Source organism: Paracoccus sp. 22332 (genome assembly GCF_052045125.1).
Classification (GTDB): domain Bacteria; phylum Pseudomonadota; class Alphaproteobacteria; order Rhodobacterales; family Rhodobacteraceae; genus Paracoccus; species Paracoccus haematequi_A.
Genome location: NZ_JBQEOI010000024.1, coordinates 1 through 14,659, shown reverse-complemented (window position 1 = coordinate 14,659; position 14,659 = coordinate 1). Strand labels below are relative to the sequence as shown.

Sequence of the window (14,659 nt, the reverse complement as noted above, 5' to 3'; positions counted from 1 at the left end):
CATGACCAATGAGATGCAGGCTGCGGATTTCATGGGCGACGACCTGATCCGCATCGTGACGCGCCCGGTGCCTGATCCCGGACCAGGCGAGGTTCTGCTTCGCGTCGCTGCAAACGCGCTGTGCGGATCGGATTTCAAGCTGTGGCACGCCGGTGCGCAATTCATTGCGGGGCACGAGATCGCGGGGCATGTCAGCGCCCCCGGCCATCCCCTGCACGACCGCCTGTGCGTGGTCTATATCCCGATGCATTGCGGGACGTGTCAGGCCTGCGCGGCAGGCAATACGCAAAGCTGCCTGACGGTGTCGTCCCTGATCGGCTGGAACCGCGATGGCGGTTACGCCGAATATGTCGCGGTGCCGGAAAATTGCCTGCTTCCGGTGCCGGACGATATCCCGGCCGATCTGGCGCCGTTGCTGCTGGACACGATCGGCACGTCCGCCCATGCGCTGCGAGAAGCGGCGCGGCATCTGGCAACGGATGGGCAGCGCGTGCTGGTGACCGGTGCGGGTCCAGTGGGCCTGGGCGTCGTTCTGGCGGCGCAGGCGCTTGGGCATGACCGCATCGAGGTGGCCGAGCCGAACCCAGCCCGCGCCGCCATTGCCGCCGATTTCGGCGCCCGCATCGTCCCGGTGGGCGATACGGAAAACCGCTATGACCTGATCGTCGAATGCTCGGGCGCACATCCCGCTCGCAACCATGCAATTGCACAGATTCTGCCTAAAGGGGTGATCGTGCTGGTGGGCGAAAACGCCGCTCCCTGGACCATCATTGAGGACAAGGTTTTCCGGCGCAAGGATTTCGTCCTGCTGCGGACCTTCTATTTCCCAAAAGGCGATTTCGACGCCAATGTCGAGTTGCTGCGCGCCAACCGCGACCGCTATGCCCGACTGGTGGATGACGCCTTTCCGCTGGCCGCGCTGCCGGACAAGTTCGCCACATTCGCGCAGGGCCGATCCATCAAACCTGTTCTGTCATTCAGGGAGGCGCGCTGATGGCCTCGATCACGATCCGCAACCTGACCAAGAAATATGGCGGCATGACCGTTATTCCGAACCTCAGCCTGACAATAGAGGACGAAGAGTTCATCGTTCTGGTCGGCCCCTCGGGCTGCGGAAAATCGACGCTGCTGCGGGTTCTGGCCGGGCTGGAAAGCATCGACGGCGGCGATCTGCTGATCGGCGAGAAGCGCGTCAACGACGTTCCCGCCGCGCGTCGCGACATCGCCATGGTGTTTCAGGACTATGCGCTTTATCCGCACATGACGGTGCGCCAGAACATGACCTTTGCGCTGGAGATGCGCGGCATGTCCAAGGCTGAGATCGCGCCCAAGGTCGACGAGGCCGCACGACTGCTGGACATCGCCCCCTACCTGGACCGCCGCCCCAAGGCGCTGTCGGGTGGACAGCGCCAGCGCGTCGCGATGGGGCGCGCCATCGTCCGCGATCCGCAGGTGTTCCTGTTCGACGAACCATTGTCGAACCTCGATGCTAAGCTGCGCGGACAGGTACGCGCCGAAATCAAGGCGCTATCGGACACACTGCGCACGACGATGGTGTTCGTCACCCACGATCAGGTCGAGGCGATGACCATGGCCGACCGCATCGTGGTCATGAAAGCGGGCGAAATCCAGCAGGTCGGCACCCCCGAGCAGGTTTACGACGATCCCGTCAACATGTTCGTGGCGGGTTTCATCGGCTCGCCCTCGATGAATTTCCTGCCGGCGCAGGGGCGGAACGGTGCGCTGATGCTGGGCGACGGAACTGCCTTGCCTGGTCTGCCTGCGAGCGTTGCGGACGAGGTCACGGTGGGCGTCCGCCCCGAACATTTCGAACCCCGTGAAGACGGCGCCCCTGCACGCATCCGGCTGGTCGAGCCGTTGGGCTCGGACACGCTGGTCCATGCCGAACTGGCTGGCCAGCAGATCATCGCGCGCGTATCGCCTGATACCCGCCCGCAAGCGGGACAGATCCTGCATCTTGGCGTCGCGCCGGGCAAGGCGCTGGTCTTTGACCCCCAGACGGAAACGCGCATCCACCCCAAGGAAAGGAGCATCTGATGCTGAAGCTCAAGGACCCAACCCTGTTCACCGACGCAGCCTATGTCGCGGGCGAATGGATCAAGGCGGACGCGGGCGGCATCGATGTCACCAATCCCGCCGACGGCAGCACCGTTGGCCGCGTCCCTTCGCTGAGCGAGGCGCAGATCACCCGCGCCATCGACGCTGCCGAGGCCGCGCGCGAGGATTGGGCCGCCCGCCCCGCGAAGGAACGCGCGAAACTGCTGCGCCGCTGGTTCGACCTGATCATCGAGAATGCCGATGATCTGGCCCAGATCCTGACCGCCGAACAGGGCAAGTCGCTGGCCGAGGCCAAGGGGGAGATCGTCTCGAACGCTGCCTATCTGGAATGGTTCGGCGAAGAGGCGAAACGCATCTATGGCGAGGTCATCCCCGCCCCTGCATCCGACCGCCGCATCATCGTGCTGAAGCAGCCGATCGGCGTTTGCGCCGCAATCACGCCCTGGAACTTTCCGAATGGCATGATCACCCGCAAGGCCGGTCCCGCGCTTGCCGCAGGCTGTCCGATCATCGTCAAGCCTGCCTCTCAGACGCCGCTTTCGGCCCTGTCGCTGGCGGTTCTGGCCGAACGTGCGGGCATTCCGGCGGGCGTGTTCCAGGTCGTGACCGGCAAGGCCAGCATGATCGGCACCGCGTTCTGCAAGAACCCGACAGTCGCTAAGATCAGCTTCACCGGTTCGACCGAGGTGGGCCGGTGGCTGATCCGCGAAAGCGCCGACGACATCAAGCGGCTGTCACTGGAATTGGGCGGCAATGCGCCGTTCCTGGTCTTTGAGGATGCCGATCTGGACGCAGCCGTAGCAGGCGCCATGATCGCCAAGTTCCGCAACTCGGGCCAGACCTGCGTCTGCGCCAACCGCATCTATGTTCATGAAAGCATTGCAGATGAATTCGCGCGCAGGCTGGGTCGGGCCGCCGAAAAGCTGATTGTCGGGCGCGGCACCGAGGAAGGCGTCGAACAGGGTCCCCTGATCGATATGGCCGCAGTCGAAAAGATGGAAGCGCATCTGCAGGACGCCGTTGAACGCGGCGCCAGGGTTGTTATCGGTGGTAAACGCCATGCGCTTGGCGGCACATGGTTCCAGCCCACCGTCATTACCGGCGTCAGCCCCGACGCCCTTGTGGCGCGCGAGGAAACTTTTGCCCCCCTCGCCCCCGTGATCCCCTTCGCGACCGAAGACGAGGCGATCCGAATGGCCAATGCTACCGAGTTCGGCCTGGCCGCCTATTTCTACAGCCGCGATCTGGCGCGCGTGTTCCGGGTGGCTGAACGGCTGGAAAGTGGGATGGTTGGCATCAACACGGGCATGCTAGCGAACGAGGCAGCGCCCTTTGGCGGCGTCAAGCAATCGGGGCTTGGCCGCGAGGGCTCTCGTCACGGCATTGAGGAATATGTCGAAATGAAATACCTGTGCCTGGCGGGGCTGTGATGCTGCCCGAGGGGTGGAGCAGCCGGAATCCGGCCGTGATCTGCCTGGGCTTGGCAGCGCAGGATCATATCTGGACGATGGATGCCCTGCCCAGTCGTGCGGGAAAACACCGGGCCAGCCGCTTTGACAGCACCGGGGGCGGCATGGCCGCAACCGCTGCGGTCGCGATTGCCAAATTGGGTGGGCAGGCGCGGTTCTGGGGCCGCGCGGGACAGGATGCCGCGGGCGACGCCATGCGCCGCGAACTGGCGCTTGGGGGAGTCGATGTCGAACAGTTCCGGCTGTTTCCCGGCGCGCGCTCATCCGTTTCGGGGATCATGGTCGATGGCGCAGGTGAGCGGCTAATCGTCAATTTCCGCGGCGGCAACCTGCCGGTTGAGCCGGACTGGCTGCCCGCCGATACGGGCAATGCAGGCGCCGTTCTGGCCGATCCGCGCTGGACTGAGGGCGCGATACACTTGTTCACCATTGCCCGCGCCTACGGCATCCCGACCATTCTAGACGCCGACGTGGCCGACAGGCAGGTCTTTCACAAGCTGCTGCCGCTGGCCGATCACGCGATCTTTTCGGAACAGGCGCTGGAGGAGTTTGCGGGCGGACGGCTGGACATCGTGGCCGAGCATGGCTGCAAGATCGCTGCCGTCACGCGTGGCGACAAGGGGGTGGAGTGGCTGGAAAACGGCCAAAGGCGCCACCGGCCCGCGTTTCACGTCAAGGTGGTCGACACGACTGGCGCGGGTGATGTCTTTCACGGAGCCTGGGCGATGGCAATCGCAGCGGGCGCGGATGCGGCGCAGGCGGCCGGGTTCGCCTCGGCCGCAGCGGCGCTGAAATGCACCCGGCCCGGAGGCCGCGCGGGCATTCCGAATTTCAACGATACCGTGGCACTATGGAGGTCCACTACATGATGAGCATTGGCAAACAACGCGGGCTGGCCCGCTTGGCGGACGCGGACGGGCATTTCACCATGGTTGCACTGGATCAGCGGCCGCCGATGGTGCAGGCCATCGCCAAGGCCCGCGGCATCCAGCCCGATCAGGTCAGCTTCGCTGACATGCTGGCGGCCAAACGGATGCTGGTTCAGGCGCTGTCGGGCGAGGCATCCTCGATGCTGTTTGACCCGAACTTTGCCGTTCCGGCCGCACTGGATGTTCTGCCCGCCAACAAGGGACTGATCGTCACATTGGAAGAGCACCGCTTTGCCGACACGCCGGGCGGGCGGCTGTCGCGGTCGATCGACAACTGGACCGTCGAAAAGATCCGCCGTATCGGCGGAGACGCAGTCAAGGTACTGGCCTGGTATCGCCCCGATGCCTCACCCGAGGTGCTGGCCCACCAGCGCGACTATGTCCGCACCGTCGGTGCCGAATGCCGCCGGCATGACATCCCCTACGTGCTAGAGTTGCTGGTCTATCCCTTCCCAGACAGCGCGCGCCACACCACTGACTACGTCGAAAGCGCCGACAAGCGCGCTGATTTGGTTCTGGAAAGCGTGCGCGAATTCGCCAAGCCGGAATACGGTGTGGACCTGTACAAGCTGGAAACGCCGCTGCCCGCTGCATCCCTGCCCGAACGCGACGGCAGTGCGGCGGCCTCCGAGGCGGCGCAGGCCTTTGACGAGATGGGCCGCATCTGCGCCGATGCCGGTATTCCGTGGGTGCTGCTGTCGGGCGGTGCGGCGACCGAGCAGTTCAAGCGCGTGCTGAGCTATTCCTATGCAGCAGGGGCGCAGGGCTTTTTGGCGGGCCGCACGATCTGGCTGGATGCAATTCAGTCGCATTTTCCCAACGAAGCTGCGGTTCTGGACGCGCTGCGGGGCAAGGGGCTGGGCATCCTGCGCGATCTTGGCGCCCTGACGCGGGCCGAGGCCAAGCCGTATCGTCCCGTCTATTCCTTTGACGGGATCGACCGCGAAGGCGGCTTCACCTGCGCCTATGCCTGAGACCAGCCTGACCATCACGCGCATCACCGCGCAGGCCTTTCGCGTCCCGATCGAGGTGCCGGTGGCGACATCCTTCGGGATCATGCGCAACCGGCCGGCAGTCTTCGTGCGGATCGAGGATGCGGATGGCTGTCACGGCTGGGGTGAGGCCTTTGCCAACTGGCCCGCCGCGGGGGCGGAACACCGCGTCAACCTGCTGGCGGATGACGTGGCCGACCTGGTGATGGGTCGGGCATGGCCCGATCCTGGCGTGATGTTCGACACATTGACCCGGGCGACCCGCATCCGCGCGCTGCAATGCGGCGAGCCGGGGCCGTTCGCGCAGGTCATCGCCGCACTTGACATCGCCGCATGGGACTTGGTCGCGCGACGGGCGGGGCTGCCCGTGGCACGCATGCTGGCCCCGGATGCGGCGGCGCGGGTACCGGCCTATGCAAGCGGCATCCATATCGACGCTGCAGGGCGGGAAATCCAGCGGGCGAGGACGCTCGGCTTTGCTGCCTTCAAGGTCAAGGTCGGTTTTGACATCGACACCGAACCGGACAAGCTGACCGCGATCCGCGACAGCCTATCCCCCGGCGAGCGCTTGTTCACCGATGCCAATCAGGCATGGGACACAAAGCGGGCGCTGTTCTTTCTGACGCGTGCCCGCCCCGAGTGGATCGAAGAGCCGATCCCCGCGGACGCCCCCGCCGCCGACTGGCAGCGGTTGGCGGCAACCGGCGTTCCGCTGGCCGGAGGCGAGAACATCACCGGGATGGCGGCTTTCGTGGATGCCCTGCCCTATCTGACGTATGTCCAGCCCGATGTAGCGAAATGGGGCGGGATCACCGGCTGCCTTGCCGTCGCGAGGCAGACGCTGGCGGCAGGGCGGACCTATTGCCCGCATTTCTTGGGCGGCGGTATCGGGCTTATGGCCTCGGCCCATGTGTTGGCCGCCGCGGGCGGGCCGGGCCTTCTGGAGGTGGACGTGAACCCCAACATCCTGCGCGGCGCGATCTGTGACCTGGCCGGGCATGTGCGCGACGGGAGCTGGCACCTGTCCAATGCACCGGGGCTTGGCATCGACGCGCTGCCTCCGGTGATCGCGGCGCAAGAAACGCTGCGCCGCGACGTCCGCGCCTAGTAGGCCGAAGCCCCGGCCGACATGGCCTGCGCCGGCGCCTTGTCACGCCGTAGTTCCCCCAGCACCTGTCGCGCGCGGGTCGTCATGAACGACATGTCCGACGCAACCGCAGCAAAGCTAAACCCCATGTCGATGAAGCCGCGCACCATTTCCGGCGTCGGCCCGACGATGCCCGCAGGTATGCCTTTGTCGCGTGCTGTGCGCCCGGCTTCGGCGATCTTGGCTTGCACCTCGGCATGGCCGATCTGGCCAATATACCCCATTGAGGCAGCCAGATCCCCCGGCCCCACGAAGACACCGTCCACACCCGGCACCGCAGCGATCTCGGCCATGCGGTCTACGGCCTCGGAGCTTTCAAGCTGCACGATCAAGCAAGTCTCGTCATCCGCCCGCCCGAAATAATCAACCGCCGCCCCGAAACGCGAAGCGCGATGAACGGCGGCAACGCCTCGCTTGCCAAAAGGTGGGTATTTGCAACTGGCCACCGCCTCGGCGGCCTCAGCCGCGTTCTCGACAAAGGGCACCATGATCGACCCTGCCCCGGCGTCCAAAGCCTGCTTGATCATCACCCGGTCGTTCCATGCAAGCCGCACCAGCGGCACGGCGGGCGTCGTCGCAATCGCGCGCAGGATATCAGGCAGCAGCGTGATCGAGATCGGCACATGCTCCATATCCAACACCAGAAAATCAAAGCCGCAATGGCCGATCGCCTCGGTCGGGCCGGGCGCGCCGGTCATCAGCCATGTGCCCAGAGGCACCTTGTCCCCGCGCAGCGCGGCCTTGAACGGGTTGGTCATCAGGTCCATGGGAAAAGCTCTTTCATGTCTTCAGTAGATCGGGGGCTCGGGGACCGCTTCCGTCCCTTCGAGAAAGTCGAAATCGCAGCCGTCATGCGCCTGAGATACATGCCGCTGGTAAAGTGCGGTGAAGGAACGCGAATAGCGCGGTTGGAGCGGCCTCCATTCCTGGCGCCGCCGCGTCAGTTCGGCCTCCGGCACATCCAGCTGCAGCGTGCCGGCGACGGCATCCAGCACGATCATGTCACCATCGTGCACCAGCGCCAAAGGCCCGCCGACCGCGCTTTCGGGAGAGACATGCAGCACACAGGTGCCGAAATGTGTTCCGCTCATCCTACCGTCACAGATGCGCACGATATCGTTTATGCCGCGCTTTAGAAGAGCCTTTGGGATGGGAAGATTGCCCCATTCCGGCATCCCCGGTCCGCCGACGGGCCCCGCATTCCGCAGGATTAGGACGTGGTCAGGCGTAATCTCCAGATCTTCACGCGAACAGGCGGCGTTCATCGCGCCCGGATCGTCGAAGACGAGTGCCGGACCGCGATGGACCAGCAGCTCGGGGGTGGCCGCGGATGTCTTCATGATCGCACCCTGCGGCGCCAGGTTGCCCCGCAGCGCAACCAGTGTGCGTCCTTTGTCCAGGGGCACGACAGGATGTTCCAAACTGCGGATGGTTTCGTCGTCGTAACATTCGGCCCGGTCGACGACCTCGCCGATGGGTCTACCCTCGACCGTAACGCATGCACGATTGATATGATCGCCCAGCTTTGCCAGCAAAGCGGGCAGACCGCCCGCGAACCAGAAATCCTCCATCAGCTTGTTGCCTGACGGAAACAAGTTGGCCAGTACGGGGATGCGCGCCGCCGCCCGCGCGAGATCGTCAAGCGTCAGGGACAGTCCGGCCCGCCGCGCCATTGCTATCAGGTGAATGGCGGCATTGGTCGACCCGCCAAGCGCCATGTAGGCTGCCACTCCGTTCGAGAGGCTTTCTGGGGTCAGGATGTCGCTAGGCTTCAGATCCTCCCAAACCATCTGAACCGCCCGCTCGCCACACCACGACGCCATGCGCGCGTGGCCCGAGTCTACAGCTGGGATGGAGGATGCGCCGGTCGGGCACAGCCCCATGGCGTCGATGATCGATGTCATGGTAGAAGCCGTGCCCATTGTGTTGCACGTCCCGAACGACCGTGTCATCCGCGATTCCAGATCGACCCAGTCACTGGCGCCGATCTCGCCCCGCTGGAGCGCATTCCAGTAAGTCTTGGTGTGCGTGCCTGCCCCGGTCAGAGTCCCCCGCCAACGGCCATTTGACATCGGCCCTGCCGGACAGAAGATGGCAGGCAGGTTCATGGAGATCGCGCCCATCAGCAAGGCCGGGGTGGACTTGTCGCACCCGCCCAGAAGCACGCAGCCATCAACCGGGTGCGAACGCAGCAGTTCCTCGGCCTCCATCGCCAGAAAGTTGCGGTAAAGCATGGTCGTCGGCTTGACCATCACCTCGCCCACAGACAGCGCAGGCAGTTCGACCGGGTAACCGCCAGCCTGCCAGACGCCGCGCTTGACCGCCTGTGCGCGGTCCCGAAGATGCGCGTGGCAGGGGCTCATGTCGGACCAAGTGTTCAGGATGCCGATCACGGGCTTACCCATAAACTCTTCACGCCGCAGGCCTGTCTGCTGGGTACGCTGCCTATGGGCGAAGCCCCTGATGTCGTCAGAGGCATACCAGCGCTGTGAGCGCAGCTCGTCGAGGGTCTTTTTAGTTCGTTTCAGCATGCTGCTCGCTCTGTGTAGTGGCGCACCAGATTCTCCAGGACGAGATCGGCCATGCGAGCGCGGGTTTCGGCGGTGGCGCTCGCCTGATGGGGTTGCAGAACGACGTTGGACATCGTGAACATGGCCTTCGGCACCTCCGGTTCATCTTGAAACACGTCCAGGCCTGCGCCGGCGATGGTCCCATTCCGCAAAGCTTCGATCAGGGCCGGTTGATCTAAGGTGCTGCCTCGTCCGATGTTGATGAAATAACCCTGCGAGCCCAAGGCGCGAAAGACCGCAGCGTCGATAATGCCTTGCGTCTGCGGCCCACCCGGCAGGGTAGCGACTAGAAGGTCGCTTGCCGCCGCAAGTGTCTCAAGATTTCCATGGAAATCGTAATCGCAATTGTGACGTCGCCTACGGCCGAAATAGGCGATATGACAGCCGAAGGCGCAGAATCTTTTTGCTACGATGCTGCCTATCGCGCCAAGACCGGCGATACCAACTGTCTTGCCTGACAGCGATACACCGAGGGGCGGTGCGGCGGCTCGACCCCACTCCCCACATGCAACATAAAGGTGATTGCTGACGATGCGCCGCGTCACTGCCAGTGCAAGGGCCAGTGCCATGCTCGCAGTATCGTCATCCAGCACGCCGGGTGTGTTGTGAACTGCGATGCCACGCGCCTTCGCTGCTTCCAGCGGAAGATGATCCATCCCAACCCCAAAAGACGAGATCACGCGCAGTGCGGGCAATCGATCCAGCAGGTCGGTTGTTATCGGGTAACGCGTAGAGGTGGCGATGCCCGAAATTCGGGCGGCGCTCTCCGTCACGTCGGACAGGCCGATTACGTCAAAGCGGCTGGTCAGTGCGGCCTCCAGCTCAGGCATCAGCGGACCCATCTTCAGGATGGTGGGACGCATGTCCATGAATTCTCCTCAGATCGAAGCGCAACGATCCCAGTTGCAGAAATGCCCAGGATCGTGCGGCTTTACTCTTCTTGACCGACAAACTTCGCTGGTCTGCCTTTGATCTGCGTCAGCAGCGGCGGGCCAGCCAGTACCAGCAGCACCGTCAGGAACAGCGCCGAAGCAATCCAGCTTGCGGTGAAGAAGGCTAGAAAATTTCCGTCATGGATCAGCAGTCCCCGCCGAAGGTTCTGTTCAAACTGCGGTCCCAGGACCAGCCCAATGACTAGTGGCGCCAACGGATAACGACCCGCACGCAGAAACATCGCGATCACACCGAAAATCAGCGCCGTCAGCGCATCAAGAGGATTTCCCCGCACTGTGATTGCGCCCAACATGCCAAAGATAAACACGCCCGCCATGATTACCCGCTCCGGCAACGACAGAAGCGCGCCGAAGATGCGGATCAGCGGAAATGCCAAGAACAACATCGCAATGTTGATCAGGATCAGAGCCAGAAAAATCGCGTTCACCGTGCCTGCATTTTCTGACATCAGCTGAATGCCAGGAGTAATGCCTTGAATCACGAGCGCGCTCATCAGAATGGCAGTCACGACATCACCCGGAATGCCAAGTGCTAGCGTCGGAATCATCGCGCTGCCGGTTACCGCGTTATTGGCGGATTCGCAGGAAATCAGTCCATCCGGCTCGCCCTTGCCAAAATTGTCACCTCTTTTCGAGCTTTGCTTGCCAAGGGCATAGGCGACAAAGGCTGCGGTCGCAGGTCCTGTTCCCGGCAGTGCGCCGATCAGACAGCCAATGCCCGAACTGCGCATCAGGATGCCTCCGCGACCCTTCCATGCCGAAAGCGGAGGCAGGATCATCCGCGTGCCAGAGGTCTGCATTCGATGCTCATTCTCGTGCTTGACAGCAATGCGGCTGAATGCCTCAGACAACGCAAAGACCCCGATGACAACAGCAATCAATTCCAGTCCGCCGCTCAGGAAAACGGTGCCAAAGGTGAAACGCTCGGCGCCTGTTACGGGATCGGTGCCGATCAAGGACAACATGAGGCCGACCACGCCCATCAACAGCCCCTTGCTCATCGCGCCCTTGGACACGGACGAAATGCAAGTCAACGCAAGTACGATCAGGGCAAAGACCTCAACCGAGCCAAAATTGGTTGCAAATCTTGAGATTTGCGGCGCGCCGATGATCAGGATCACGCAAGAGATCAGCCCACCGAGAACCGAGGACATTGTAACCCAACCAAGCGCCAAGCCCGCCTCGCCGCGCAAGGCCATGGGATAGCCATCAAGCGTTGTCGCAGCCGACTGCGGCGTACCAGGCGAATTTATTAGGATGGCTGAGATCGAGCCACCGTAGACAGCCCCGCAATAAACGCCCAAAAGTAGGGACATGCTGGGGATGATCGGCATGCCAAATGTGAATGGCAGGCAGATCGAGATGCCGACAACCGCGCCCAGCCCGGGCAACGCGCCGATAATGATGCCAAAGGCCGTGCCTACAAGAATCGCTGCTAGAGGGCCAAAGGCGAAAACCTGAAGGAAAGCGTCCTGAACAGCGGCGATCACAGCAATCCCCCCGACAACAGCGATGGCAGGCGGATCTGCAGGATGTGATGCAGCAGCGCCCAGAGGCCTGGGCCAAGCACAAGCCATGTCAAACCAAATGCTAAGGGGCGCCTTTCGCCCAAAAGCCAGAGCACCAATGCAAGGCCGACTGACACGGGGATTAGGTAACCAAAACTGAGCATCGCCAGAATGGTAACTGTCAGAATGAGCACAATTGGTGCTTGCCGCATCAGGCCCAAGGGCGCGATGTCCTCATATTGTCCCGGCATCAATGAGCGTATGAATATGATCGCCGACAGCAGAGCCCACAGACCCAGAAGGATCAGCGGCAGGTCAGCCGGTGCATCGGCCGCAGCGATGTTGACCTGTGCCCGCTTGTCCTGCAGCGTTATAACAAGCAGGCCAAGCGCGGCCAGTAAGGCCACGCCCGAAATAGCTGTATCAAGGTTTAACTCCCTACGCGGATTGACCGCGCCATCTTTGTCAGGACTGTTCATTTGGTGGTAAGCGCGACGACGAGGCCCTATGCAGCGAGGCTTGACGCTTGGTCGTAGCACCAGGGCATGAGGTCCTCGATGCGGGATCTGGGGTGTCCGTCGAGGATGGCCCGGAGGGTATCGGCGAGGTAGTCGACGGGGTTCACGCCGGACAGCTTGCAGGTGGCAACCAGCGAGGCGAGCATGGCCCAGTTCTCGGCGCCGATTTCGTTCCCGGCGAAGAGGGCGTTCTTCCGGGTCAGCGCGATCGGACGGATCTGGTTTTCGACCGGGTTGGTGTCCAGCTCGAGGGTGCCATCGTCGATAAAGCGGATCAGGCCGGGCCAGTGCGCGAGGGTGTAGCGGATATCCTCGGCCAGCAGGGACTTCCGCGGGATGCGCGAGAGCTGGGTCTCCAGCCAGGGCTTGAGCGCGGAGATGATCGGGGCGGATTGCTCGCGTCGGATGGCCATGCGGACGGCCGGGTCCTTGCCGCGCACGGTCTTTTCGATCTGATACAGCAATGCGATCTGGCGCAGCATCTCCTCGGCGATGGGCGAGCCGTCGCTCTCGACGCGTTTGACGAAGCGGCGGCGGACGTGGGTCCAGCAATAGACCAGCTGCCACGGCCCCTCATCGCGCGTGATCTCGGTCAGCGCATTGTAGGATTGGTAGGCGTCGCATTGCAGGAACCGGCCGCGGTATCCGGCCAGGAACCTAAGCGGATGTTCCCGTCCCCGACCGGGAGCGTAGTGGAACAGCACGAGGGGCGGGCCGGCACCGCCATGCCCGCGATCGTCGGATACGACGGCCCAGAAGTAGCCGCTCTTGGTGGCCTTCCGGCCCGGCTCCAGAACAGGCGCGCGGGTCTCGTCGACGAAGATCCGGTCGGCGACGCGCAGGTGGACCTTCATGTGGTCGATCACGGGCATCAGGTGGAAGCAGGCGCGGCCGACCCAATTGCCGAATGTGCCGCGGTCGAGGTGGAGCCCCTGCCGCTCGAAGATCCCCGCCTGGCGGTAAAACGGAAGGTGGTCGCCGAACTTCGAGATGATGATCCATGCGATCAGCCGCTCGGTGGGCAGGCCGCCCGGCACGACGTGCTCGGGCGCATGAGCCTGCACTACGGCCTGCGAGCAGCGGCGACAGGCATATCTGGGGCGCCGCGTCACAAGAACCTGGAACTGCGCCGGGATCACGTCGAGCCGCTCGGAGACATCCTCCCCGATCCGGGCCATCTCACCACAACCGCAGGGGCAAAGGGTGCTGGCCGGCTCGATCACGCGCTCGACCCGGGGCAGATGCGCCGGCAGATGCCCACGGTTGCGCGCGGGCTTGCGAGGTTCTTCCCCTCGCGCCCGGGAAAGCGCGGCTTCAGCCTTCTCCTGCGCGGCCTCAAGCACGCCCTGGGCCAGTTCGGCGTCCTCGAGCGGCAAATTGAACTGGTCGGGTGACAACTTCTCGGAACTCTTGCCAAAGCGCTCGCGCTGCGAGGTGCGCAGGATACCCTCCAGCCGGCGGTTTGCCTCCTGTACCTCCGCGAGCGCTGCCTCGACCTCCGCGAGGCGGGCCTTCAGATGAGCGTTCTCGCGGCTGAGAGTGTCGGCATCCATGCCTGAAGTGAATCACGCTGATGCCGTTCTGGCCAGTAAAAACGGGGCCTCCAGTGCGTCGGATGCACTTACCCTGCAACCAGCGGGCGGCGCACCCGCTCGGGTCTTACCAGTCTCCAGTCCAACCCCTCGAACAGCGCCGCCAGCTGCGCCGAGGACAGGCGCATCACCCCATCCCGCACCTGCGGCCAGACGAACTTGCCGCCCTCGAGGCGCTTGTGAACGAGCACCATCCCGGTCTGGTCCCAGACCAGAATCTTGATACGATCTGCCCGCTTCGCCCGGAAGACGAAGACCGCCCCGCAGAACGGGTCGAGCCCGAACATCTCCTGCACCGCCAGCGCCAGCCCGTCGATGCCCTTGCGGAAGTCCACCGGCCGCGTCGCCACGTAGACCTTCACCGGCCCGCCCTGGCCGAGCATCACCATGCCGCCGCCCGCGCCGCTCGGATCGACCGCGTAAGCAGAACCTCATCGGTATCTGCGCCGACGCGGATCACGACATCACCCACAACAATCTCCACGCCGGTGCTGGCCTCCGTCTCTGCCGGCATCTCCGCTGCGGCGCCCTCGACGACCAGTTCTGCAAACATCGGCAGTGCCGCCACGCTCTCGGGCACGACAAGCTGTCCGTCCCGTAGCTTCTTCCGCCAGTCATAAACCTGCCAGCGCGTCGTCCCGTGCCGCCGCGCGACTTCGGTCACCGAAGTTCCCGGCACCAAGCTTTCCGCCGCAATCCGCGCCCGCTCCGCCTTCGTGCGTCGCTGACGCCCGGTCGGCCCCTCCATCACTTCCAGCCGCGAAACCCCACCATCCGAGAAGCCGTCCAAATGGCCGCCCATTTTGCCGTCTCGTTCCAAGCCAACACCTCCGACGTTCATGCGCACGGAGATTGGCCCGTTCAGATCACCAGCGGCAGGAGGGGATCAGCGTCGCGCTTAC

Annotated in this window: 14 protein-coding genes; 6 read left to right on the top strand and 8 right to left on the bottom strand. The window is 63.7% G+C overall.

The window, feature by feature from the left end; translation table 11 throughout:
• The first annotated feature begins 1 nt into the window (after position 1).
• From ACTJI6_RS17515 to ACTJI6_RS17490, 6 genes are read left to right on the top strand one after another with little or no spacing between them, the layout of a single operon-like run.
• A complete protein-coding gene (locus ACTJI6_RS17515; protein WP_440802491.1) occupies positions 2-994 on the top strand; it encodes an alcohol dehydrogenase catalytic domain-containing protein in 993 nt (330 codons plus the stop codon).
• A complete protein-coding gene (locus ACTJI6_RS17510; RefSeq protein ID WP_440802490.1) occupies positions 994-2,058 on the top strand; it encodes an ABC transporter ATP-binding protein in 1,065 nt (354 codons plus the stop codon). Before ACTJI6_RS17515 ends, ACTJI6_RS17510 begins: the two co-directional genes overlap by 1 nt.
• Positions 2,058-3,509: an NAD-dependent succinate-semialdehyde dehydrogenase gene (locus ACTJI6_RS17505; protein WP_440802488.1), complete on the top strand. Its 1,452-nt coding sequence runs from the start codon at positions 2,058-2,060 to the stop codon at positions 3,507-3,509. The genes ACTJI6_RS17510 and ACTJI6_RS17505 overlap by 1 nt, the downstream gene beginning before the upstream one ends.
• Entirely contained in the window at positions 3,491-4,417 is a 927-nt protein-coding gene (locus ACTJI6_RS17500; protein ID WP_440802485.1) for a PfkB family carbohydrate kinase, read from the top strand. The genes ACTJI6_RS17505 and ACTJI6_RS17500 overlap by 19 nt, the downstream gene beginning before the upstream one ends.
• A complete protein-coding gene (locus ACTJI6_RS17495; protein ID WP_440802483.1) occupies positions 4,417-5,451 on the top strand; it encodes a tagatose 1,6-diphosphate aldolase in 1,035 nt (344 codons plus the stop codon). The genes ACTJI6_RS17500 and ACTJI6_RS17495 overlap by 1 nt, the downstream gene beginning before the upstream one ends.
• Positions 5,444-6,577 (top strand): mandelate racemase/muconate lactonizing enzyme family protein, encoded by a 1,134-nt coding sequence (locus tag ACTJI6_RS17490; RefSeq protein ID WP_440802480.1) that lies wholly within the window; start codon positions 5,444-5,446, stop codon positions 6,575-6,577. Before ACTJI6_RS17495 ends, ACTJI6_RS17490 begins: the two co-directional genes overlap by 8 nt.
• On the opposite strand, the gene ACTJI6_RS17485 is transcribed toward ACTJI6_RS17490, so the two are convergent.
• From ACTJI6_RS17485 to tnpA, 8 genes are all read right to left on the bottom strand, one after another.
• Positions 6,574-7,383, bottom strand: coding sequence for an HpcH/HpaI aldolase family protein (locus tag ACTJI6_RS17485; protein WP_440802478.1), 810 nt, complete (start codon positions 7,381-7,383; stop codon positions 6,574-6,576). The two genes, ACTJI6_RS17490 and ACTJI6_RS17485, sit on opposite strands and share 4 nt — an antisense overlap.
• Before the next feature lie 21 nt (positions 7,384-7,404).
• On the bottom strand, positions 7,405-9,147 hold the full coding sequence (locus ACTJI6_RS17480; protein WP_440802476.1) for an IlvD/Edd family dehydratase: 1,743 nt from the start codon (positions 9,145-9,147) through the stop codon (positions 7,405-7,407).
• Entirely contained in the window at positions 9,141-10,055 is a 915-nt protein-coding gene (locus ACTJI6_RS17475; protein ID WP_440802475.1) for a 2-hydroxyacid dehydrogenase, read from the bottom strand. Before ACTJI6_RS17475 ends, ACTJI6_RS17480 begins: the two co-directional genes overlap by 7 nt.
• A 62-nt stretch (positions 10,056-10,117) precedes the next feature.
• Positions 10,118-11,629, bottom strand: coding sequence for a tripartite tricarboxylate transporter permease (locus tag ACTJI6_RS17470; protein WP_440802474.1), 1,512 nt, complete (start codon positions 11,627-11,629; stop codon positions 10,118-10,120).
• Complete coding sequence (locus ACTJI6_RS17465) at positions 11,626-12,126, bottom strand: tripartite tricarboxylate transporter TctB family protein (protein ID WP_440802472.1); 501 nt, start codon at positions 12,124-12,126, stop codon at positions 11,626-11,628. Before ACTJI6_RS17465 ends, ACTJI6_RS17470 begins: the two co-directional genes overlap by 4 nt.
• A 26-nt stretch (positions 12,127-12,152) precedes the next feature.
• Entirely contained in the window at positions 12,153-13,718 is a 1,566-nt protein-coding gene (tnpC, locus tag ACTJI6_RS17460) for an IS66 family transposase (RefSeq protein ID WP_080622378.1), read from the bottom strand.
• 68 nt (positions 13,719-13,786) lie between these two features.
• On the bottom strand, positions 13,787-14,146 hold the full coding sequence (gene tnpB / locus ACTJI6_RS17455; protein ID WP_214273084.1) for an IS66 family insertion sequence element accessory protein TnpB: 360 nt from the start codon (positions 14,144-14,146) through the stop codon (positions 13,787-13,789).
• The gene (gene tnpA / locus ACTJI6_RS17450) at positions 14,140-14,559 is read right to left on the bottom strand and encodes an IS66-like element accessory protein TnpA (RefSeq protein WP_440798008.1); all 420 of its coding nucleotides are present in this window, start codon (positions 14,557-14,559) and stop codon (positions 14,140-14,142) included. Before tnpA ends, tnpB begins: the two co-directional genes overlap by 7 nt.
• Positions 14,560-14,659 lie beyond the last annotated feature (100 nt).